General features: G+C 45.5%; 25 protein-coding genes. 17 read left to right on the forward strand and 8 right to left on the reverse strand.

From position 1 onward, the window contains the following. The first annotated feature begins 12 nt into the window (after positions 1-12). Genes xepA through NST22_RS06950 form a run of 4 tightly spaced genes read left to right on the forward strand, consistent with a single transcriptional unit; the run spans position 13 to position 2,356 of the window. Entirely contained in the window at positions 13-852 is an 840-nt protein-coding gene (gene xepA, locus NST22_RS06935) for a phage-like element PBSX protein XepA (RefSeq protein ID WP_003245597.1), read from the forward strand. A gap of 52 nt (positions 853-904) precedes the next feature. Further along, entirely contained in the window at positions 905-1,174 is a 270-nt protein-coding gene (locus tag NST22_RS06940; protein ID WP_003232655.1) for a hemolysin XhlA family protein, read from the forward strand. 12 nt (positions 1,175-1,186) lie between these two features. After that, positions 1,187-1,450 carry a phage holin gene (locus NST22_RS06945; RefSeq protein ID WP_003232653.1) on the forward strand — a complete coding sequence of 88 codons (264 nt, stop codon included), beginning with the start codon at positions 1,187-1,189 and terminating at the stop codon, positions 1,448-1,450. Positions 1,451-1,462: 12 nt separating this feature from the next. Beyond that, positions 1,463-2,356, forward strand: a complete 894-nt coding sequence (locus tag NST22_RS06950; RefSeq protein WP_003245230.1) for an N-acetylmuramoyl-L-alanine amidase — start codon at positions 1,463-1,465, stop codon at positions 2,354-2,356. 36 nt (positions 2,357-2,392) lie between these two features. Here the strand turns inward: NST22_RS06950 and spoIISC are convergent, their stop codons facing one another. The 6 genes from spoIISC to steT all read right to left on the reverse strand — a co-directional run bounded on the left by spoIISC (position 2,393) and on the right by steT (position 6,865). After that, positions 2,393-2,530 carry a three component toxin-antitoxin-antitoxin system antitoxin SpoIISC gene (gene spoIISC, locus NST22_RS06955; protein ID WP_003232648.1) on the reverse strand — a complete coding sequence of 46 codons (138 nt, stop codon included), beginning with the start codon at positions 2,528-2,530 and terminating at the stop codon, positions 2,393-2,395. 85 nt (positions 2,531-2,615) lie between these two features. Next, a complete protein-coding gene (spoIISB, locus tag NST22_RS06960; RefSeq protein WP_003232646.1) occupies positions 2,616-2,786 on the reverse strand; it encodes a three component toxin-antitoxin-antitoxin system antitoxin SpoIISB in 171 nt (56 codons plus the stop codon). Then, positions 2,786-3,532, reverse strand: a complete 747-nt coding sequence (gene spoIISA, locus NST22_RS06965; RefSeq protein ID WP_003244695.1) for a toxin-antitoxin-antitoxin system toxin SpoIISA — start codon at positions 3,530-3,532, stop codon at positions 2,786-2,788. Before spoIISA ends, spoIISB begins: the two co-directional genes overlap by 1 nt. Before the next feature lie 109 nt (positions 3,533-3,641). Beyond that, on the reverse strand, positions 3,642-4,643 hold the full coding sequence (locus tag NST22_RS06970; protein WP_003232642.1) for an inorganic phosphate transporter: 1,002 nt from the start codon (positions 4,641-4,643) through the stop codon (positions 3,642-3,644). Between the two features lie 12 nt (positions 4,644-4,655). Continuing rightward, positions 4,656-5,273, reverse strand: a complete 618-nt coding sequence (locus NST22_RS06975) for a DUF47 domain-containing protein (RefSeq protein ID WP_003218470.1) — start codon at positions 5,271-5,273, stop codon at positions 4,656-4,658. Positions 5,274-5,548: 275 nt separating this feature from the next. Beyond that, positions 5,549-6,865 (reverse strand): serine/threonine exchanger, encoded by a 1,317-nt coding sequence (steT, locus tag NST22_RS06980; protein WP_003244819.1) that lies wholly within the window; start codon positions 6,863-6,865, stop codon positions 5,549-5,551. A 388-nt stretch (positions 6,866-7,253) separates the two neighbouring features. Here steT and NST22_RS06985 point away from each other — a divergent pair, with 388 nt between their 5' ends. The 4 genes from NST22_RS06985 (at position 7,254) to NST22_RS07000 (ending at position 11,592) form a co-directional block, all read left to right on the forward strand. Further along, positions 7,254-8,204 (forward strand): ring-cleaving dioxygenase, encoded by a 951-nt coding sequence (locus tag NST22_RS06985; protein ID WP_003245086.1) that lies wholly within the window; start codon positions 7,254-7,256, stop codon positions 8,202-8,204. 100 nt (positions 8,205-8,304) lie between these two features. After that, positions 8,305-8,451 carry a hypothetical protein gene (locus NST22_RS06990; protein ID WP_003244977.1) on the forward strand — a complete coding sequence of 49 codons (147 nt, stop codon included), beginning with the start codon at positions 8,305-8,307 and terminating at the stop codon, positions 8,449-8,451. A gap of 7 nt (positions 8,452-8,458) precedes the next feature. Further along, a complete protein-coding gene (locus NST22_RS06995; RefSeq protein WP_003245387.1) occupies positions 8,459-10,609 on the forward strand; it encodes a glycosyltransferase family 39 protein in 2,151 nt (716 codons plus the stop codon). 11 nt (positions 10,610-10,620) lie between these two features. Next, positions 10,621-11,592, forward strand: coding sequence for a glycosyltransferase family 2 protein (locus NST22_RS07000; RefSeq protein ID WP_003232632.1), 972 nt, complete (start codon positions 10,621-10,623; stop codon positions 11,590-11,592). 183 nt (positions 11,593-11,775) lie between these two features. On the opposite strand, the gene NST22_RS07005 is transcribed toward NST22_RS07000, so the two are convergent. Further along, entirely contained in the window at positions 11,776-11,952 is a 177-nt protein-coding gene (locus NST22_RS07005; RefSeq protein ID WP_003245413.1) for a hypothetical protein, read from the reverse strand. Between the two features lie 157 nt (positions 11,953-12,109). Next, entirely contained in the window at positions 12,110-13,459 is a 1,350-nt protein-coding gene (htrA, locus tag NST22_RS07010; RefSeq protein WP_009967069.1) for a serine protease HtrA, read from the reverse strand. 168 nt (positions 13,460-13,627) lie between these two features. Between htrA and proG the strand changes: the two genes are divergently transcribed. The 9 genes from proG (at position 13,628) to eepC (ending at position 23,005) form a co-directional block, all read left to right on the forward strand. Then, complete coding sequence (gene proG, locus NST22_RS07015; protein ID WP_003232626.1) at positions 13,628-14,446, forward strand: pyrroline-5-carboxylate reductase ProG; 819 nt, start codon at positions 13,628-13,630, stop codon at positions 14,444-14,446. A gap of 128 nt (positions 14,447-14,574) precedes the next feature. Continuing rightward, entirely contained in the window at positions 14,575-15,399 is an 825-nt protein-coding gene (dppA, locus tag NST22_RS07020) for a D-aminopeptidase DppA (RefSeq protein ID WP_003245814.1), read from the forward strand. 16 nt (positions 15,400-15,415) lie between these two features. Beyond that, complete coding sequence (gene dppB / locus NST22_RS07025) at positions 15,416-16,342, forward strand: dipeptide ABC transporter permease DppB (RefSeq protein ID WP_003245446.1); 927 nt, start codon at positions 15,416-15,418, stop codon at positions 16,340-16,342. Positions 16,343-16,347: 5 nt separating this feature from the next. Beyond that, the gene (gene dppC / locus NST22_RS07030) at positions 16,348-17,310 is read left to right on the forward strand and encodes a dipeptide ABC transporter permease DppC (RefSeq protein ID WP_003245702.1); all 963 of its coding nucleotides are present in this window, start codon (positions 16,348-16,350) and stop codon (positions 17,308-17,310) included. 4 nt (positions 17,311-17,314) lie between these two features. Next, on the forward strand, positions 17,315-18,322 hold the full coding sequence (gene dppD / locus NST22_RS07035) for a dipeptide ABC transporter ATP-binding subunit DppD (protein WP_003232615.1): 1,008 nt from the start codon (positions 17,315-17,317) through the stop codon (positions 18,320-18,322). A 2-nt stretch (positions 18,323-18,324) separates the two neighbouring features. Continuing rightward, positions 18,325-19,974, forward strand: coding sequence for a dipeptide ABC transporter substrate-binding protein DppE (dppE, locus tag NST22_RS07040; protein WP_010886494.1), 1,650 nt, complete (start codon positions 18,325-18,327; stop codon positions 19,972-19,974). An 87-nt stretch (positions 19,975-20,061) separates the two neighbouring features. Beyond that, on the forward strand, positions 20,062-21,021 hold the full coding sequence (locus tag NST22_RS07045) for an LD-carboxypeptidase (RefSeq protein WP_009967072.1): 960 nt from the start codon (positions 20,062-20,064) through the stop codon (positions 21,019-21,021). Further along, positions 21,018-22,118, forward strand: a complete 1,101-nt coding sequence (gene ykfB / locus NST22_RS07050) for an L-Ala-D/L-Glu epimerase (RefSeq protein WP_003244980.1) — start codon at positions 21,018-21,020, stop codon at positions 22,116-22,118. The genes NST22_RS07045 and ykfB overlap by 4 nt, the downstream gene beginning before the upstream one ends. Beyond that, on the forward strand, positions 22,115-23,005 hold the full coding sequence (gene eepC, locus NST22_RS07055; RefSeq protein WP_003245577.1) for a gamma-D-glutamyl-L-lysine dipeptidyl-peptidase: 891 nt from the start codon (positions 22,115-22,117) through the stop codon (positions 23,003-23,005). The genes ykfB and eepC overlap by 4 nt, the downstream gene beginning before the upstream one ends. Positions 23,006-23,016: the final 11 nt, after the last annotated feature.

Consider the following 23,016-nt stretch of genomic DNA (forward strand, 5'->3'; position numbering starts at 1 on the left):
AGGAGGATGAAGATGGTGAAGTATCAATATGAATTTCCTCTCGATAAGGCTGGAAAAGCCGGCGCTGTAAAGCCCTATCGAGGAGGAAAAAATGATTTTGTGACACCTGTTTCGAATTTGTCAGGCGTAGCGGAGATTTTAACAAATGCTGCTTTAAAGGCGACTGAGGCATACAGTCAGCTCGGGCAGGACAGGCTTGGCGCAGTTCTGATTTCGAAAGTGAAGGGCTGGGCGTATGCAGATCGTGAAGGTACGCTCTTTATAGAAGAAAGCGACAACAACAATGTTTGGACAACGACAGCAGCAGTTAATGTCGCAGCAGGCGTCCTGACAGCGACGGACTGGGTATATCTTTCTAAACGCTATTACCGTTTCCGCTATGTGAACGGGAATCTTCAGCAATCTGAGTTTGTATTATACCAATCAGTCGGTGCGGGTGAGATGGATGTGCGTGTCAATGAAAAAACGCCTTTACAGATTGACTTTGCGGAGAATCAAACACACGATGGACGGCTGAAAGTCGAGGCTCGCAAAACATTTGACTTTGTCTTTCATGAAAATGCAGAGTCCGCCAGCGAGGGGGCTGCTTTACCTGTTGACGGTGCCGCGCATTTACTCGTTGAAGTCTACGGCACAGCAGAAATGAGCGAAGTCAAATTTTGGGGCAAATCGGTGTCAGGACAGAAACTGCCGATCAGAGGCGTGAAAACTGATGATGCTACCACTGCCTCCAGTACATTAGGAAAAGCTGAGGCATGGGCCTTTGATATTAAAGGGTTTAAGGAGATCATCATGGAGATTATCAGTATCACCGGCGGTACTCTTTCGGTAAAAGGGACCGCGGTTTCATAATAGTCTCGGCCCTCGGAAGGGAGGTGATCTGCATGTGAAGGAGGAGTGAGAGATGCAGCAAGAGGCAGACGTGAATGTGTTTCAGCAGGATTTAGCAGACATGAAAGGCGAGCACAAAGCACTTGAGCAGAGGGTTTCCGCATTAGAACGCGTGTCTGACCGGCAAGACCAGCAAATCATGACGCTGAACGAAAAATTAAACAAAATTGAAGAAAACACCACGTGGATTAAACGCACCATCACAGGTGCCATCATTACAGCAGTGTCTACAGGCATCATTGGCGGAGCCATCGCCATTATGTACAGCCTGCTGCAGCATTAAAGGGGGATTTTTATGAACACGTTTGACAAGGGCACGGTCATCAGGACGGTGCTTCTTTTAATTGCTTTAATCAACCAGACCATGCTGATGCTCGGCAAATCACCATTGGACATTCAGGAGGAGCAGGTCAATCAGCTCGCTGACGCTCTTTATTCAGCCGGTTCCATCGCATTTACAATTGGAACGACACTTGCCGCTTGGTTTAAAAACAACTATGTAACAGAAAAAGGGAAAAAACAGCGCGACTTGTTAAGGGACAATAATCTGACGAAATAAGGAGAGATGAAAATGGTTAACATTATTCAAGACTTTATTCCGGTTGGCGCAAATAACCGTCCAGGCTACGCAATGACGCCGCTTTACATTACGGTGCACAACACAGCGAATACCGCAGTAGGAGCAGATGCTGCAGCGCATGCCCGCTATTTGAAAAATCCTGATACGACGACAAGCTGGCATTTTACAGTTGATGATACAGAAATTTATCAGCATCTGCCTTTAAATGAAAACGGCTGGCATGCGGGAGACGGAAATGGCAGCGGCAACCGGGCTTCTATTGGAATTGAAATTTGCGAAAATGCCGATGGCGATTTTGCAAAAGCAACAGCAAATGCCCAGTGGCTCATCAAAACATTAATGGCTGAACATAATATCAGTCTCGCCAATGTCGTCCCTCATAAGTATTGGTCAGGGAAGGAATGTCCGCGAAAATTGTTAGATACGTGGGATTCGTTCAAAGCAGGAATTGGGGGAGGCGGCAGCCAAACTTACGTCGTGAAACAGGGCGACACACTTACATCTATAGCGAGAGCATTTGGTGTTACGGTTGCTCAGCTGCAAGAGTGGAACAATATCGAAGACCCGAATCTTATTCGCGTTGGTCAAGTATTAATTGTAAGTGCTCCATCGGCTGCTGAAAAACCCGAGCTCTATCCGCTCCCTGATGGTATCATTCAATTGACAACACCTTATACATCAGGAGAACACGTCTTTCAGGTGCAACGAGCACTTGCGGCTCTGTATTTTTACCCTGATAAAGGCGCTGTTAACAACGGAATTGACGGCGTTTACGGACCGAAAACAGCTGACGCAGTTGCCCGTTTTCAGTCTGTTAACGGTCTAACTGCTGACGGTATCTACGGGCCTGCGACGAAAGAGAAGATCGCAGCGCAATTAAGCTGATCAAAGACCATAAAAATCCCGGAGCCGCTCCGGGATTTATTTTTTCTTCTTCAACTTTTTTATAATTCCAGCACTGCGCTCCCTCACCCGAAGCGAGTACCCGGAAAGCCCAAACCTTCCGTAATCAACAAACTTCACACGCCTCACCAATTTTTTCACTGTATCACCTGACATTATCCTCTGTTTGTATTTATTATATGTCACCCTTTAAGAAAAGGAATAAGGACAAGAGCTGTTTTCCCTTGTCCTTTTAGTGTGATCATGCTTTTTTTCGTTTATACTCGTCAATCAGCCGTTCGTTTTCTTTGAAGATTCTTGCTGTATGCGGACTGACTTGATAGCTTGCGACACTGGTGGTTGAACGTTTTTTCAGGATTTTAAACGGCTTCGCCGCTCTGGGCTCGCATCTGTTTTGAAACGCACGTTCCATTATCCTTCACCTTCCTCCTCAATTGGCAGCACCAAATCATATATGCTCGTTAATGACGTAAATAGCAAATAATCAAATTCCGTGACAATGCTGTCAGACGTCAGCTTGATGACATAGTTCTGTGTCTCGATGGTAAAAGGGATGAGAACCACTTTTCCGTATTGGTCGTAATAAACATCCTTTCGATCGAGCCGTGTTTGTACATCTGCCGGATCATCCATATGCTCGGTTAACCGGTCTTTATCAGCCTGTGTCGAATAGTGGCAAAGAGAAGCCGTTAAGTTCATTTTATCAGCATAGGTTTTCAGCAGCTTATCAATACCTTCAGCATAAGCATCTATACTTCCATAATAAACATGGATCGGTTCGTTTTTCAATAGGTATTGGTATGTTTTCAGCCGATTGAGATACATGTGGAGCATTTCGTTGTTTTCTTCAAGAATTTCTCTTGTGTCTGTTTCAAGCTCGCTGCCGGCCAGTTTTTTGACATATGCACTTAAGAAGATAAAAGCATCAATCAAAGCAAAACTGACTGCGACAATGAGATACCGTTCCCAGTGGGTAAATAGGGAAGTGGGCTCATATGTCCAGTATACCATAGCGCCCAGAACAAACAGCAAATACCAAGTTTTCCGAATGGCGGACATTTTTTCTTTGACCTTCGCTTCGAAACGCCACGTGGCATACACGTATAACCCCAGTCCGGCCACGATGCACCAGACCATGATCTGAAAGAATAAAACCATATTCGAATCCCTCACATCTGAAATAGGTTCTGCTTATTGTATTCGAGAGATCCGGATGGTTTTCCTGTTCCATCAAAAAAACCGCTCCTTTGACAGAAGCGGTGTGACATTAAAATATCATATTTAAAATAAAGTAGGCGATGGCACCAAGTGTCGCTGAAATCGGAAGCGTGATGACCCATGTAATGAGCATTCGCTTGGCCGTACCCCAGTTTACGCCTTTTACGCGGTGGGACGCACCGACGCCAAGAATTGATGAAGAAATGACGTGGGTTGTACTGACCGGCAAATGAATAAACGTGGCGCCGAAAATAATGGCTGCTCCGGTTAAGTCAGCGGAAACACCGTTTACCGGACGGATTTTCATGATCTTTCCGCCAACGGTTTTGATGATTTTCCAGCCGCCGATTGATGTTCCGAGACCCATGGCTGTCGCGCAGGCGAATTGCACCCAGGTAGGAATATCATTAGCAGAAGTATGTAAATTCGCTGTGATGAGAGCCATTGTGATAATTCCCATTGCTTTTTGCGCATCGTTTGTTCCGTGTGTATACGATTGCAGGGCAGCTGTTACAATCTGCACTCTGCGGAATTGCTTATTCGTTTTCGCCAAGTTGCTGTCTTTGAAAATCAGCTTAACGATGCTATAAAGAATAAAACCAAGGACAAAGGCAATAATTGGTGATAGAATCAGTGCTTCAATGATTTTAATGAAGCCCTTATAGTTTAACGCTGCAAATCCGGCTGCCGCAATGGCTGCACCGGCAATAGCGCCGATGATGGCATGGGATGAGCTGCTTGGGATACCGTAGTACCATGTGATAAGGTTCCAGGCAATTGCAGCGAGTAGCGCAGCCAAAATGACAACAGAGCCATTTTCCAGCGTATAAGGATCTACGATGTCTTTCGTAATGGTTTTGGCAACACCTGTAAACGTCATTGCTCCGACAAAGTTCATCACAGCAGCCAATATAATGGCATGGCGCGGTTTTAACGCTTTTGTTGATACCGAAGTCGCAATTGCGTTTGCCGTATCATGAAACCCGTTGATGAAATCAAACGCCAGAGCACAAATGACTATTAGTATCGTTAATATTAATAGAATATCCATTTTTACCCCTCGTTACGCGTTTTTCATAATGATGGTTTCAAGATTATTGGCAACACTTTGACAAGAGTCGGCGATTTCTTCAAGCGTTTCGTATATTTCACGATATTGAATGACTTTGATTGGATCTGTTTCATTTCCGAAAAGATTCTTTAATGATTTTCTGTGCAAGTTGTCACAACTGTGCTCATACTCTTTAATTTTGATTGCGTGAGGCTGAATATCCTTTAAGCGATTTTCTGCCAGCAGCTCGATCGTAATCAAAATCTCTTTCGCACATTCTCTGATATATCCGCTGAATTTATCAATATGCTCGTCTGATGAAGTAATTGAGAAAATCTCCATCATGGCAGAGAAATGTTCGATTCCGTCAAGCACATCATCCAAGCTGTTTGTCAGCTGAAGGATATCTTCGCGCTCAATAGGAGTGATGAACGCTTTGTTAAGCTCTTTAATCATGACATGAACATGATTGTCACCTTTTGTTTCATATTCCTTTAACGTATCTGCAAATTCTTTAAGAGTCGTTTGGTTAGTGACCTTAAAATTCACAAAATATTCTGCAGTTTCGTCTATGTTCTTTGCAATTTCTGTTAAAAGGAGTGAGAACTTATCTTTTTTTCTTCTTATCATTAAAAACCCTCCATAGTTTGAATGAACAATGCACACATCAAATTATTATATAGCCTTTTGTCGAAAAAAAACAGGTAAAGTCGAAAAAAACGTATCTTGACTTTTTTGATAAATCGTGTCTCCTTATTTTGACCTACTTCGCTTTAAAAAAACGACCCAAGTTTGCAAAAACTTTCTGCTTAACGTAAAAAGTATATCAAAAGTTGTGTTTTTCCTGTCAACTTTTATCTTCTGTTTCACCAAAAAACGGTTCCCTAAACAAGGGAACCGTTTTATCAGCTTGCTTTTCGTTTTTTCATCCCGTAATAAACAGGCAGTCCGGCAAGGCCGATGAGGATGGATAATCCGCAGCTCATTGTATCTGTAATGAGTGTGCTGCCTAACACAAAGAAGGAGCCCGCGATTGCCAGAATTGGCATAAATGGATAAAGCGGAACACTGTAGGCGCGCTTTTCTCCCTTTGCTCGCTTGCGGAGAATAAACACTGCAAAAAAGGCCATCACATAAAAAATGTAGATCATGAAAATGGAGATTTCTGAGAGCTTATCAGGGTTGCTGATCAGCATCATAATCAAAGCCAAAGCAATTTGAAAAGAAATCGCAATCCATGGTGTGCGGAACGACGGGTGTACATGTGACAGTTTTTCAGCAAATGGAAGCTGTTTGCGTTCCGCCATTGCAAATGAAACACGCGGGAAAGAAAGCACCTTTCCATTTAAGCACCCAAAGATGCTGACGATAATCCCTACACTGATCAGCTTTCCGCCAATTGAACCGAACAGCATGGTTGCAGCGGTGCTTGTCGCATTTTCACCAAGCGTGACAATTTCGTTCGCTGACAGGATGTGAAGCAATGCAAAATTAATGAAAATATAGATCGCCGTTACAATTAATAATCCGCCCGTCATAGCGCGTGGCAGCAGCTTTTCGGGATTTTTCATTTCTCCGCCGAGAGCGGCAAGGAGAATCCATCCGTCATAAGCAAACAACGTAGCTAAAATAGCCGCCCCGAAGTTCATATCAGAAATGCTTTCGTTTACTGCTGTGAAGATGTGCTGATCGCCTTTCCAAAGGCCAAAGACGATGATGCAGGCAATCGGAATCAGTTTTCCGATCGTTGTCAGCGTTTGGACAAAACCGCCGTATTTTGTACCGATAATATTAATGACGCATAAAAAGAGAACTGCTATAATTCCAATGACTTTTGATAGTCCAGATCCCCAGCCGAAAAGATTCGCCATTAAAGATCCAAAATATAAACCCAGCGCGCCAATAATCGCCGGGCCGTAAATGATAATCTGCACCCAGCCGCACAAAAATCCCCAAAACTCGCCGTACACTTCTTCAAGGTACGTATAAAGCCCGCCGGTTTTTGGAATCTGCGTTCCGATTTCCGCGATTGTCAAACCGCCCGCCAGTGTTAAAATACCGCCTAACAGCCAGGCGAAAAGCGCCATTTTTGAATCACCTGAATAAGCAAGCACAGCGCCGGGCTTCATAAAAACACCAGAACCGATAATGGTTCCGATGACAAGAGTAAGGGCAAACAAGAGGCCTATCTCTTTTTTCAAACCGTTGTCTTCAGTATGCATGTCCTTAACCTCCTATGATGTTGAAGCTTCATGTTGAAGAATCTATTTTTTCATATTGTAAACCCTATTTTAGAAAAGTGAAATAAAATAAATTTTCTGATTTTCGAAATTTGCTTTGTGTACAGCAGATAAAACTGTAGAAATACCTGTTTTAATGGTCTATAAACGAATAAAATTCATAATTTTTATTTACAAAGTTCGTGTTTTATGTATTAGGATTTTAGCCGGTACAGAGGGGAGATGAGAATTCAGAAAATGAACGAACCTTCGGTGAAGCTGATATGTTGACTTTCTCATGCGAATAAAATACTTTGTTATTAGAACAATAAATATACAATTATGATATGATATCTCGAAATCGAGATAAAATAACCTGGAGGGACAGCATATGAAAGTTAACGGCATTCACCACGTATCGGCATTAACGGCCGACGCACAAAAAAACTTGGATTTCTATAAGAAAGTATTAGGATTAAAGCTCGTCAAAAAATCCGTCAATCAGGATGAACCGACAATGTACCATCTGTTCTACGGAGATGAAGTGGCAAACCCGGGAACTGAGCTGACGTTTTTCGAGATTCCCCGCATTGCACCGTTTCATGCGGGAACAAACAGTATTTCTTCTATTGGATTGCGCGTTCCAGGCACAGAAGCCCTGCATTACTGGAAAGAACGTTTTGAAGAGCAGCAAGTAACGCACAGCGGCATCTCCAAAAGAGCCGGACGTGACATATTGGCATTTCAAGATCATGAGGGGCAGCGACTTGTGCTGACTGCTGATGAGGAAGGAAAAGGATATGGCCTGCCTGTTAAACAGAGCGGCATTCCGGAAGAATTTTCGTTTCGCGGGTTAGGGCCGGTTGAACTGACTGTGCCATATGCTGAACCAACTTTACACGTATTGACGAATATTCTTGGATTTACAGAAATCAGCCGTGAACCAGTCGAAGGGCAAGGAACCGCCGTTATTCTGGAATCAGGAGAAGGCGGTGCTGCAACGGAAATCCATTTAATAGAAAGAAACGATCTTCCGCGAGAGCGTCAAGGCAAAGGGAGTGTTCACCACGTCGCATTTCGGGTAAGAGATGAAGAAGAACTTGCCGGGTGGCACCGGATCATCAGCCGCGAAGGCTTTAGCAATTCAGGCATAGTTGAGCGCTACTATTTCAAGGCGCTGTATTTCAGAGAACCGAACGGCATTTTGTTCGAGTTATCAACAGACGGACCGGGCTTTATGGTAGATGAAAATCTTGATGAGCTTGGCCAAACGATTGCTCTTCCGCCATATCTAGAGCATCGAAGAGCAGAAATTGAAGCAAAATTGAAACCGATCCAATAAATTGTGATTCTTTTGCCTTCCGGCGCCGCCGGAGGGCTTTTTTTATTACCATAATTAATTTTGACCTAAACAGCATGCCTTATTAGGGAGGAAATATCAGATGCTGATTGGGAGAAATGGCTTAAAACCCTTTGCAAATATGGGTGATTGGTATGGAATGGCCTCGGCAAAAATATTGTCTTTGTTTATTAATAGTTTATTCATATTTGCTTGTTACACTATTTCAAAGTTAGACAAAAAGGAGTGAAAAATAAGTGGAAAAGAAAAAACGCGAGCTGGATATCGTCCTCCTCCTCATTTTGCTCGCATCTGCATTCTTAAATATCTATAACATTTGGAAGGACGACACGGTGAATCCTTATTACACCGCGGCAGTTACAAGTATGATGCAAAGCTTTCATAATTTCTTTTATGCTTCGTTCGATGCTGCCGGCTTTATAACAGTAGATAAACCGCCTGTTACATACCAAATCCAAACGATCAGCGCACTGATATTCGGTATGCACGGCTGGAGCGTCATCCTGCCTCAGGCACTTGCTGGTGTAGGTTCTGTCCTTCTTATGTACTTGCTGATAAAGCCGACATTTGGAAAAACGGCGGCGCGTATTGCCTCATTTGTTATGGCATGTACGCCGATAGCTGTAGCTGTAGCACGTACAAACAATGTTGATGCATTACTGGTATTTTTCTTATTGCTTGCTACATGGCTTCTCTTTAAAGCGATCAGAAAAGGAAAGCTGATCTGGCTGTTAGCAGCATTTTTCGTTGTTGGAGTAGGTTTTAATACAAAAATGCTGCAGGCTTACATGATTTTACCGGCTTTCTTATTGTTCTATCTGATTGCGGCAAACGCCACAATCAAGAAAAAAATCGTTTCATTGGTAAGTGCGTTAGCCGTATTAGCAGCCGTTTCGTTATCGTGGCCGCTCATTGTTGACAATATCCCTGCAAGCAAGCGGCCTTATATCGGAAGCAGCCAAACCAACTCTGTTTTGGAATTGGCTTTCGGCTATAACGGAATCCAGCGGCTGACAGGCCAAAATTCAGGCGGCGGCCAGGGTGCGCCAAACAAAGACGCTTCAAAAGAAATGTCTTCTTCTGATAACACTCAAGCACCGCCTAATCAGTCATCAAGCAACAGCTCATCAAGCGATGGTAAATCCTCAAATGGCAATATGGCGGCGCCTCCATCCAATGGCCAAATGCCAAGCGGCGGTCAAGGAGGCCCTCCAAGCGGCGGAGATGGCGGCCAAGGCGGACCCGGCGGAGACGGAGGGAAAGGCGGTACAGGAACCGGTTCGAAAATGCAATCAGGTTCAGGGATGTTTGGAACGGGAACACCTGGTCCACTGCGGCTTTTCCAACAAGAGTTATCTGATCAAATCAGCTGGCTTCTGCCATTTGCGATATTTGGAATCGCAGGCTTACTGATCGCTGGCGCAAGAGAAAGAAGAAGATTATCTGTAGAGCAGAAGGAAACGGTGTTCTGGGTTGCGTGGCTTGTACCGATTGCCGGATTCTTCAGTGTCGCAGAATTTTTCCATCATTATTATCTCATCATGCTGGCACCGCCGATTGCGGCTCTTGTCGGTGCGGGGTGGGTCGCTCTTGTTCATCTGTACCGCAATCAGACAGGCTGGAAAGCATGGCTTTTGCCGGGAGCAATTATTGCGACAACTGGATTTGAATTGTTTATTCTCAGAAACTACAACGATCAAATCGGTGTTGGATGGAGTATCGGGGTAGGTGTTATCGGCGTGTTGTCAGCGATTGCTTTGCTGCTGTTTAAACAGCGCCAAAAACCGTTCAGTTATTATGTTTCACTTGCAGCTCTCCTCGCATTGCTGGTGATGCCGATGTATTGGGCAAGTACACCGCTTCTGTACGGAGGCAACAGCTCACTGCCTGAAACAGGCCCTCAACTCGCATCAATGAGCGGAAAAGGCATGGGAATGTCTGATGCGACTGTAAATGAAAAACTGATCAAATATCTAGAGGAGAATAACTCCGGAGCTGAATACCTATTCGCCACAACCGATTCGAACACAGCGGCACCATATATCATTAAAACGAAAAAAGCTGTCATGGCTATTGGTGGATACAGCGGTTCTGACCCGGCAATCACACTGACTCAATTCAAAAAACTTGTAAAAGAAGGAAAAGTGAAATACTTCTTGGCTTCTGGAATGGGAAGAGGCGGAAACAATGACATTGTTGAATGGGTTGAGAAAAATGGAAAAGAAGTAGCATCAGAAAAATGGCAATCAAGTTCTGATCAAAAAACAGAAAATACTGATTCAGCTGATACATCAAGCAGCAAGGCTTCAGGTGAAAACGGCAAAATGGGCGGACCTGGCGGAATGAATCAGTCAGCAACATTATACGAACTACATGCTGATGAATAGGAGGCAAAAACATGAGCAGACATATTCAATATTCAATTGTTGTACCTGTGTATAATGAAGAGCTTGTCATTCATGAAACCTATCAGCGCTTAAAAGAGGTCATGGATCAAACGAAGGAAAACTACGAGCTGCTTTTTGTCAACGATGGCAGCAAAGACCGCAGTATTGAGATTTTAAGAGAGCACAGCCTGATCGATCCGAGAGTGAAAATTATTGATTTTTCAAGGAATTTTGGACATCAGATCGCCATTACGGCAGGTATGGATTATGCACAGGGGAATGCAATCGTCGTCATTGACGCCGATTTGCAGGACCCTCCTGAACTGATTTTAGAAATGATTGAAAAGTGGAAGGAAGGCTATGAAGTCGTGTACGCCGTACGGACTAAACGAAAAGGGGAAACCTTTTTCAAAAAACAAACCGCGGCTATGTTTTACCGGCTTCTCAGCGGTATGACAGATATTGATATCCCGATTGATACGGGGGATTTTCGCCTCATGGACAGAAAAGTCTGTGATGAAATGAAGAGATTAAAAGAAAAAAATCCATTTGTAAGAGGGCTAGTCAGCTGGGTGGGTTTCAAACAGACAGCGGTCGAGTATGTACGTGATGAAAGGCTCGCCGGAGAAACAAAGTACCCGCTCAAGAAAATGCTGAAGCTGTCAATGGACGGCATCACGACATTTTCACATAAACCGCTGAAGCTGGCAAGCTATGCGGGGATTTTAATGTCAGGTACTGGATTTCTGTATATGTTTATCGTGCTGTATCTGAAGCTATTCACAGACAGCACGATTACCGGCTGGTCATCACTTATTGTGATCCAGCTCCTGTTCAGCGGCATTGTCCTTCTGATTTTGGGCGTGATTGGCGAATATATCGGCAGAATCTACGATGAAGCCAAAGACAGGCCGCTTTACATCGTCCAAAAATCGTATGGAATTGAAAATAAAAGACTCTATAGAGACCAGCATATGTCATAACCTCAAACCCCCTGTCCGTAATGGACAGGGGGTTTTTATGCTCTGAGCACGATCTAAAGCAAAAGATGCTGATAGATATATGGAAATTGGGTAAAGAAGAGATTGTGAGCTTGTACTGCGGTTCAGTCATGCTGAAATAAAAACAGCAAAACTTAAAGATTTCGTCCTCGGCTTTGCTGCATGTCAGCTGTTATATTGGGGGGCTTTTAAGAAACGCATGATTAGAGCCGTACCAGTTATGTTTAATAGAATACTCGTACCCAATACAATTCCCCACGTCAACGTCGATTCAGAGAGAAGAAAGCTCAGCAAAAGAAAAGCCAATCCTGCGCAGATCATACCCAGTCCCACGGTTTTCATGTTCATGCCTCCTAGCAAACGATGTTTCTAGCATCTGATGTGAATGATGTCAATCTGTATGATATACGGATATCTCGTCAGAAAGTTTCATAGAACAATTAGGTCTTTTATCTAATAAAAAGCCTCAGACCGCTTTTACGGCCTGAGGCATTATGTCTTACGAAGTTTTCTCTTCTTTTTGATCCAGTTTAATTTTTTTCGTCATTTCTTTGCCGTTTCGGAGAATTTTCACTTCAACGGTATCACCGATCTTTGCGTCTTTATATAAGATATTGCGCAATTCACTGCCTGTATCAATTTCTTTACCTTTTAGGCCGATGATAATATCCTCCGCTTTTAATCCGGCCTTTTCAGCAGGAGAGCCTGAAGCGACCTCACGGATGTAAACGCCTTTATTCAGCTGGCTGCCGAACAGGCCGAGTGTGCCTTCTTGGTAATTTTGCGGCACTTGCTCTAGATCAAGCATGCTGACACCGATATATGGACGTTCAATTTGTCCTTTAGACAGCAATTCTTCAGCAATCGGTTTTACGTCATTGCTTGGAATGGCGAATCCGATACCCTCAACATCATCCTCACTGATTTTCATACTGTTAATGCCGACAATTTTGCCGTCTGTATTTAACAAAGGACCGCCGCTGTTACCTGGATTAATTGCTGCGTCTGTCTGAATGACGTTAATGCTCGTTTCGCCGGCTGATGTAGACATTGAAACCGTTCTGTCCACGCCGCTTACAATTCCTTGTGTTACTGTGCGGGACAGGTCTTTTCCAAGCGGATCCCCAATCGCAATAACGGTCTCGCCTGTTCTAAGATCAGATGAATCACCGAAGTTTGCCACTTTTGTGACGTGGTCATCACTGATTTGGAGGACGGCTAAATCAGTTAACGAGTCACTGCCTACCAGCTTTGCAGTAACCTCAGTGCCGTCATATAAAGATACCTTCAGTGATGATGCCCCTTCTACGACGTGGTTATTTGTAATGATATAAGCCTTGCCATTCTCTTTTTTGAAAATGACACCTGACCCTGAACCGCTTTCTGTATCTTCGCTGGAATCAGAAGAACTAGAGCCGAACAAAGAGCTGTTTGATTGTGCCTGAAGATTTGTAATACCGACAATCGCTGGTGAAAGGTCTTCTACCATATCTGAGATTTTAGAAGAGTCCTCGCTCTTGAATGCAGATGAGCTGCTTGAGCTTTTTTTAGATTCAGAGGAGGTGCTTGTTGCTGTAACAGATTGCGTTTGCTGCTGGCTGGATGATTGTTTTGCAGTGTCCTGAGAATCATGGTCACCAAGCGGTGTAAACGTGTAAATGCCAAGAGCAAGACTGCCGCCGATCACTCCGCCAAGCAACGGTCTGAACCATCCGAATCCTCGTTTTTTCTTCTCCTGATCATGAATGACATTGCGGGCCGAGTAGGAGGCGCTCTGATCGTTCTCTTTCGTTAAAAAGACCTCATTCTCATTACCTTTCGTTCTGTTTTCATCACGATAGTTATCCATCATGTTCACTCCGTTTCTCTATTTTCACATGTCTATTTATATTGATAGGTTTATGACTTGAGTTTATCATAAACAAAAACTGTGGGATAAAAATGAAAAGATTATGGGAAATTGTGAAAAAGTGCGGAAAACGGTACACTTCATATTGTATATGAAAGGACTGAGTCGATGGAACAGATTGGATTGATTGGATATGGCAGCATGGCGGATATGATCGCTAGACAGCTGTTGAAACATGAACAAATAAAAGAGAATGAGCTATTTATTGAGACGAGAACGAAGGGGGAGCGGCTGCGGGCACTCATGTCAGATTATCCAAACGTATCGGCTGATCCGTTGGAGAATTGGGCAAATACGTGCCAATTGATTTTGATATGCGTCCCGCCACTCCATGTCATCGAAACAATGCGCCGTCTGTACCCGTATGTGAACAGAAATACTCACATCGTATCCATAGCTGCCGGTGTGCCGCTGCGTCTTTTGGAGGCAGAAACAGAAGCCGGTATCTCACGTGTTATTCCTGCCATTACGTCCGAAGCAGAAGCCGGCATCTCACTTGTCGTTCACAGTGAAGCACTGGCTGCAGAGAAAAAAGAACGTCTGAATGAATTGTTATCGGTTTTCAGCCGTGTACGGGAAATCAAAGAATCGAATTTAGATGTGGCCAGCAATTTAACGAGCTCGGCACCGGGATTCATAGCTGCAATCTTTGAAGAACTGGCACTGTCTGCCGTCAGAAACAGCAGCCTGTCCAAAGAAGAAGCCTTTGATTTTCTGATTCATTCGCTATACGGAACTGGCAAGATGCTGATCGAAAAAAATATGTCTTTCGAGGAGACGCTGGAACGTGTTGCAACCAAAGGCGGAATAACGGGAGAGGGAGCTGAGGTGATACACGCCTCTGTGCCGGACGTTTTTGATGAGGTATTTGAAAGAACCCTGAGAAAATATGAACTGCTTACAGAACAGGTTGGTAAACAAACATGAATCCTTGAAAGAGGATTCTTTTTTTATCACTGAATGATTGAGATTTTTCCCAGTTATATTGCATTTTTCCTCTTTTTTTAATATAATTTGTTAGAATATTCATAATTTAGTAAAAAAGGAGGAGCGTTATGAAATTGTACATGTCAGTAGATATGGAAGGTATTTCGGGTCTTCCGGACGATACCTTTGTGGATTCCGGCAAGCGGAATTATGAACGCGGACGGCTTATCATGACTGAAGAAGCAAACTACTGTATTGCTGAAGCGTTTAACAGCGGGTGTACCGAGGTGCTGGTCAATGACAGTCATTCGAAGATGAATAATCTGATGGTTGAAAAGCTTCACCCTGAAGCAGACTTGATTTCTGGTGACGTCAAACCATTTTCAATGGTGGAGGGACTGGATGATACGTTTAGAGGCGCTTTGTTTCTCGGTTATCATGCGAGAGCCTCGACTCCTGGTGTCATGTCACACAGCATGATTTTCGGCGTCCGTCATTTTTACATAAACGATCGGCCTGTCGGTGAGCTTGGATTAAATGCATACGTTGCCGGTTATTATGATGTCCCGGTATTAATGGTAGCCGGGGATGACCGGGCGGCGAAGGAAGCAGAAGAGCTTATCCCGAACGTGACGACAGCCGCAGTCAAACAAACCATTTCAAGATCCGCAGTGAAGTGCTTGTCGCCTGCGAAAGCCGGACGGCTGTTGACAGAAAAAACCGCATTTGCCCTGCAAAACAAGGACAAAGTCAAGCCGCTCACACCGCCTGACAGGCCAGTTCTGAGCATTGAATTCGCCAATTATGGCCAAGCAGAATGGGCGAATCTGATGCCGGGAACGGAAATCAAGACGGGAACTACAACCGTTCAATTTCAGGCGAAGGACATGCTTGAAGCCTATCAGGCGATGCTTGTCATGACTGAGCTTGCGATGCGGACATCATTCTGCTAAAGGGGTGTTTTAGGCTTTGGCGCGATACATGATAAAGCGTTTTTGGGCAATGGCAGCTACGATTTTGGTGATTACCACCCTGACTTTTGTTCTCATGAAGGTCATTCCCGGATCTCCTTTTAACGAGGAGAGAGGCACAAATGAAGCCGTTCAAAAAAATCTCGAAGCCTACTATCACTTAGACGATCCTCTCATTTTCCAATACATTTTCTACTTAAAATCCATCATTACATTCGATTTCGGACCTTCAATTAAAAAACCGTCGGACAGCGTAAATGATATGCTGGAACGCGGATTTCCCGTTTCCTTTGAGCTTGGGATGACAGCGATTGTCATTGCTGTGATTTCTGGGCTGGTGCTGGGCGTAATCGCTGCACTCCGCCGCAATGGCTTTTTGGACTACGCCGCGATGAGTCTTGCAGTACTCGGCATCTCCATCCCGAATTTTATTCTGGCAACATTGCTCATTCAGCAATTTGCTGTCAATCTCAAACTATTTCCCGCTGCGACATGGACGAGCCCGATTCATATGGTGCTTCCGACCGCAGCGCTTGCTGTAGGGCCAATGGCGATCATTGCCAGGCTGACACGGTCGAGCATGGTCGAAGTTCTGACACAGGATTATATCCGCACAGCAAAAGCAAAAGGGCTTTCTCCGTTCAAAATTATCGTAAAACACGCACTCAGAAATGCACTCATGCCCGTCATTACCGTCCTGGGCACACTCGTCGCCAGCATCTTAACAGGAAGCTTTGTCATTGAAAAAATCTTTGCCATTCCGGGAATGGGAAAATATTTTGTTGAAAGCATTAATCAGCGGGACTACCCCGTGATTATGGGAACGACCGTTTTTTACAGCGTCATTCTGATTATCATGCTGTTTTTGGTCGATTTGGCCTACGGTCTCTTAGACCCGCGCATTAAACTGCATAAGAAAGGGTGAAGCGTGTGAATCTCCCTGTACAAACGGATGAACGCCAGCCAGAACAGCACAATCAGGTGCCTGATGAGTGGTTTGTCTTGAATCAGGAAAAAAATCGGGAAGCCGATTCGGTCAAGCGGCCGAGTTTGTCATACACGCAGGATGCCTGGAGGAGGCTGAAAAAAAATAAATTAGCGATGGCCGGACTCTTTATTCTTTTATTTCTTTTTGTCATGGCAGTTATCGGGCCCTTTTTATCGCCCCATAGTGTCGTACGCCAATCGCTGACAGAACAAAATCTTCCGCCCTCAGCCGATCATTGGTTCGGCACCGATGAACTCGGCCGGGATGTGTTTACCCGAACATGGTATGGCGCGAGAATCTCGTTGTTTGTCGGCGTGATGGCAGCACTGATTGATTTTTTGATCGGTGTCATTTACGGAGGCGTTGCCGGCTATAAAGGCGGCAGGATTGACAGCATTATGATGCGGATTATCGAAGTGCTGTACGGACTGCCGTATCTGCTTGTTGTCATTTTGCTGATGGTGCTCATGGGACCGGGACTGGGCACGATTATTGTGGCGCTGACTGTGACCGGGTGGGTCGGCATGGCGAGAATTGTAAGAGGCCAGGTGCTTCAGATTAAAAATTATGAATATGTACTCGCCTCGAAAACCTTTGGCGCGAAAACCTTTCGCATCATCCGGAAGAATTTGCTGCCGAATACTATGGGAGCGATCATCGTACAAATGACATTAACCGTACCTGCCGCCATATTCGCAGAATCATTTTTAAGCTTTCTCGGCCTGGGCATACAGGCTCCGTTTGCAAGTTGGGGCGTGATGGCGAATGACGGCCTGCCTACGATTTTATCTGGGCATTGGTGGCGCCTGTTTTTTCCGGCCTTTTTCATATCTCTGACGATGTACGCGTTTAATGTGCTGGGGGACGGATTGCAGGATGCGCTTGACCCTAAGCTGAGGAGGTAGCTGTATGGAAAAAGTTCTGTCAGTCCAAAATCTGCACGTGTCTTTTACGACTTACGGCGGGACGGTTCAGGCGGTCAGAGGGGTGAGCTTTGATTTGTATAAAGGAGAAACCTTTGCGATCGTCGGCGAATCCGGCTGCGGCAAAAGCGTTACCTCCCAAAGCATCATGGGCCTGCTTCCGCCTTATTCGGCGAAGGTGACAGACGGCAGGATTCTATTTAAAAACAAAGACCTTTGCCGTCTCTCTGACAAAGAAATGAGAGGTATAAGGGGAGCCGACATTTCTATGATTTTTCAAGACCCGATGACGGCGTTAAACCCTACGCTGACTGTCGGCGACCAGCTGGGGGAAGCGCTATTGCGCCACAAAAAAATGAGCAAAAAAGCGGCACGGAAAGAGGTGCTTTCCATGCTGTCATTGGTTGGTATTCCAGATCCCGGAGAGCGCCTAAAGCAATATCCCCACCAATTCAGCGGCGGTATGAGACAGCGGATTGTCATTGCGATGGCGCTGATTTGCGAGCCTGATATCTTAATTGCGGATGAACCGACCACCGCCCTGGATGTAACCATTCAGGCACAGATTTTAGAGCTGTTTAAAGAGATTCAGAGAAAAACGGATGTGTCTGTCATTCTGATTACGCACGATTTAGGGGTTGTTGCCCAGGTAGCTGACAGAGTCGCAGTCATGTATGCCGGGAAAATGGCGGAAATCGGCACAAGAAAAGATATTTTTTATCAGCCGCAGCACCCATATACAAAAGGCCTGCTGGGCTCTGTCCCGCGGCTGGATTTAAATGGCGCTGAGCTGACCCCGATTGACGGAACGCCGCCGGATTTATTTTCGCCTCCGCCGGGCTGCCCGTTTGCCGCCCGCTGTCCGAACAGGATGGTTGTGTGTGACAGGGTGTACCCGGGCCAGACGATCAGATCTGACTCGCACACCGTCAACTGCTGGCTGCAGGATCAACGAGCAGAGCATGCGGTGCTGTCAGGAGATGCGAAGGATTGAACATGAAAAGGGGGAAGAGGATGAAACGAGTGAAAAAGCTATGGGGCATGGGTCTTGCATTAGGACTTTCGTTTGCGCTGATGGGGTGCACAGCAAATGAACAGGCCGGAAAAGAAGGCAGTCATGATAAGGCAAAAACCAGCGGAGAAAAGGTGCTGTATGTAAATAATGAAAATGAACCGACTTCATTCGATCCGCCGATCGGCTTTAATAATGTGTCATGGCAGCCGTTAAATAACATCATGGAGGGGCTGACGCGTCTTGGCAAAGATCATGAGCCCGAGCCGGCAATGGCGGAGAAATGGTCTGTTTCGAAAGATAATAAAACTTACACATTTACGATTCGGGAAAATGCGAAATGGACAAACGGAGATCCTGTAACAGCCGGAGACTTCGAATACGCGTGGAAGCGGATGCTTGATCCGAAAAAAGGCGCTTCATCGGCATTCCTAGGTTATTTTATTGAAGGCGGCGAAGCATATAACAGCGGGAAAGGGAAAAAAGACGATGTGAAGGTGACGGCAAAGGATGATCGAACCCTTGAAGTTACACTGGAAGCACCGCAAAAATATTTCCTGAGCGTTGTGTCCAATCCCGCGTATTTCCCGGTAAATGAAAAGGTCGATAAAGACAATCCAAAGTGGTTTGCTGAGTCGGATACATTTGTCGGAAACGGCCCGTTTAAGCTGACGGAATGGAAGCATGATGACAGCATCACAATGGAGAAAAGCGACACGTATTGGGATAAGGATACAGTGAAGCTTGATAAGGTGAAATGGGCGATGGTCAGTGACAGAAATACAGATTACCAGATGTTTCAATCAGGGGAACTTGATACCGCTTATGTCCCTGCTGAGCTGAGTGATCAGCTGCTTGATCAGGATAACGTCAATATTGTTGACCAGGCGGGTCTCTATTTCTATCGATTTAATGTCAACATGGAGCCGTTCCAAAATGAAAACATCAGAAAAGCCTTTGCGATGGCTGTGGATCAAGAGGAAATTGTAAAGTACGTCACGAAAAATAATGAAAAACCGGCGCACGCCTTTGTATCGCCTGGGTTTACGCAGCCTGACGGCAAAGATTTCCGTGAAGCAGGCGGAGACCTGATCAAGCCTAACGAAAGCAAAGCGAAGCAGCTGCTCGAAAAGGGCATGAAGGAAGAAAACTATAATAAGCTTCCTGCGATCACGCTTACTTACAGCACAAAGCCGGAGCATAAAAAGATTGCCGAAGCTATTCAGCAAAAATTGAAAAATAGCCTTGGAGTCGATGTGAAGCTGGCCAATATGGAATGGAACGTATTTTTAGAGGATCAAAAAGCGCTGAAATTCCAATTCTCTCAAAGCTCATTTTTGCCTGATTATGCAGACCCTATCAGTTTTCTGGAAGCCTTTCAAACGGGAAATTCGATGAACCGCACAGGCTGGGCCAATAAAGAATACGATCAGCTGATCAAACAGGCGAAAAACGAAGCCGATGAAAAAACACGGTTCTCTCTTATGCATCAAGCTGAAGAGCTGCTCATCAATGAAGCGCCGATCATTCCGGTTTATTTTTATAATCAGGTTCACCTGCAAAATGAACAAGTAAAAGGAATTGTCCGTCACCCTGTCGGCTATATCGATTTAAAATGGGCAGATAAAAACTGATGGAGGCGATTGAGGAAATACTGCTTCTTTATGCGAAGGAGCGGTATTTTTTCTCTTTCTTGCACGTATACGTAGGGTGCAGAGCAAATGAAAGGAGTGTTTTCGTTGAATTACAAGCCGAAAGCGTTGAACAAGGGTGATACAGTCGGAGTGATCGCGCCCGCAAGTCCGCCGGATCCAAAAAAGCTTGACACCGCGCTTTTATTTTTAGAAGAGCTCGGTCTTCAGGTGAAGTTGGGCAAGGCGCTGAAAAACCAGCACGGCTATTTAGCGGGACAGGATGATGAGCGGCTGGCGGATCTCCATGAGATGTTCAGAGACGATGAGGTAAAAGCAGTGTTGTGCGCATGCGGGGGTTTTGGGACAGGACGTATCGCCGCGGGCATTGATTTCAGCTTGATCCGCAAACACCCTAAAATCTTTTGGGGATACAGCGATATTACGTTTTTACATACTGCCATTCATCAAAACACAGGTCTTGTCACTTTCCATGGCCCGATGCTCAGCACGGATATTGGCCTTGACGACGTTCACCCGCTGACAAAAGCGTCATATAAGCAGCTCTTCCAGGAGACGGAATTCACCTATACAGAAGAGCTTTCTCCGCTGACCGAGCTTGTTCCTGGAAAAGCGGAAGGCGAGCTTGTCGGGGGAAATCTGTCTTTGCTGACGTCTACACTGGGCACGCCATTTGAAATTGATACGAGAGGAAAGCTTCTGTTTATTGAAGATATTGACGAGGAGCCTTATCAAATCGACCGGATGCTGAATCAGCTGAAAATGGGGGGGAAGCTGACGGACGCGGCGGGAATTCTAGTTTGTGATTTTCACAATTGTGTCCCGGTGAAGCGAGAGAAGTCTCTCTCGCTTGAGCAGGTGCTGGAAGACTATATTATTTCTGCGGGCAGGCCTGCTCTGAGAGGATTTAAAATCGGCCACTGCTCGCCAAGTATTGCCGTTCCGATCGGTGCGAAAGCTGCTATGAATACAGCAGAAAAAACAGCCGTAATAGAGGCGGGCGTTTCAGAAGGGGCGCTGAAGACATGAAAATCATTCGAATCGAAACAAGCCGAATCGCTGTCCCGCTGACAAAGCCGTTTAAAACCGCACTTCGCACTGTGTATACGGCTGAATCAGTCATAGTAAGGATTACTTATGACAGCGGTGCAGTCGGATGGGGAGAAGCACCCCCGACGTTAGTGATTACAGGAGACAGCATGGATAGCATTGAAAGTGCCATCCACCATGTGTTGAAGCCGGCATTGCTTGGAAAAAGCCTGGCGGGCTATGAGGCCATTCTGCACGACATCCAGCATCTTCTTACAGGAAATATGAGCGCGAAGGCTGCTGTAGAAATGGCTCTATACGACGGCTGGGCGCAGATGTGCGGGCTGCCGCTTTATCAAATGCTTGGCGGATATCGAGATACGCTGGAAACAGATTATACTGTCAGTGTCAACTCACCTGAAGAGATGGCAGCTGATGCCGAGAATTATCTCAAACAAGGCTTTCAAACGCTGAAAATAAAGGTCGGAAAAGATGATATTGCAACAGATATCGCCCGTATCCAGGAAATCAGAAAACGTGTCGGATCAGCTGTGAAACTGCGTTTAGACGCTAATCAGGGGTGGAGGCCGAAGGAAGCGGTAACTGCCATTCGGAAAATGGAGGATGCGGGCCTAGGCATTGAGCTTGTCGAGCAGCCTGTCCATAAAGATGATCTCGCTGGGCTTAAAAAGGTGACAGATGCAACAGATACGCCGATTATGGCTGATGAAAGTGTTTTTACACCGCGCCAGGCGTTCGAAGTTCTGCAAACCCGGAGCGCAGACTTGATCAATATTAAATTGATGAAAGCGGGCGGCATCAGCGGAGCAGAGAAAATTAATGCCATGGCGGAGGCCTGCGGGGTGGAGTGTATGGTCGGCAGCATGATCGAAACGAAGCTGGGCATTACGGCCGCGGCGCATTTTGCGGCAAGCAAGAGAAACATCACACGCTTTGATTTTGACGCGCCGCTGATGCTGAAAACAGATGTATTCAATGGCGGCATAACATATAGCGGCAGCACGATTTCGATGCCTGGCAAACCGGGCCTCGGAATCATCGGGGCTGCGCTTTTGAAAGGGGAAAAAGAGCAATGATGCACACTGTCATATCAGCAGTGGCCAACATCTGGACAGCGCCTGATTCACCTCGTCCGTCTGATCAATTCATGCTTCAACCGACTGTAATGATCAGAGACTGGCTGGAGCGCATGACGTATGATGAACGGCTTGGATTATGTACAGACAATGTAATCCAAACTCAGGTTCTCTTTGGCGAAAAGGTACTTGTGACGGCGGAACAGGGGGAATGGGTTTCTGTGATCGTGCCTAGCCAGCCATCCCGAAAGGATCCGCGCGGATACCCGGGCTGGATGAAAAAGTACCAGCTGGAAAAAACAAAGCCCATCCATACACAACACGATGTGATGATCAGCAAACCTGCTGCCTTTTTGTACAGAAGCAATGGGGAAAAGGAGATCGAATTAAGCTTTTTGACAGTTCTGCCCCTTATTGCAAAAGAAAACGGATATTTTAAGGTTTCGACCGTTTTTGGGGAAAGGTTTGTGAGGCAAAGTGATGCAGTGCCTGTCAGCCAACAGAAAGGGACTGCTGAAGACATCATTCAAACGGGTGCGTTTTTTCTTGGCCTTCCCTACCTGTGGGGAGGGATCAGCGGGTTTGGGTTTGATTGCTCCGGATTTATGTACAGTATATTTAAGGCGAATGGATACAGCATCCCCCGTGATGCGGGAGATCAGGCTAAGGCAGGGAAGGGTGTCCCGCTTGATGATATGAAAGCCGGTGATCTGCTGTTTTTTGCTTATGAGGAAGGAAAAGGAGCGATTCATCACGTCGGTCTGTATGTAGGCGGCGGGAAAATGCTTCATTCTCCAAAGACAGGGAAGTCAATCGAAATCCTCACATTAACAGAGACAATCTATGAAAAAGAATTATGTGCGGTGCGCCGCTGTTTTTCAGAATAAGGAGGGAGACA

The sequence above is a fragment of the Bacillus sp. PS237 genome (assembly GCF_037963345.1).
GTDB classification, from domain to species: domain Bacteria; phylum Bacillota; class Bacilli; order Bacillales; family Bacillaceae; genus Bacillus; species Bacillus subtilis.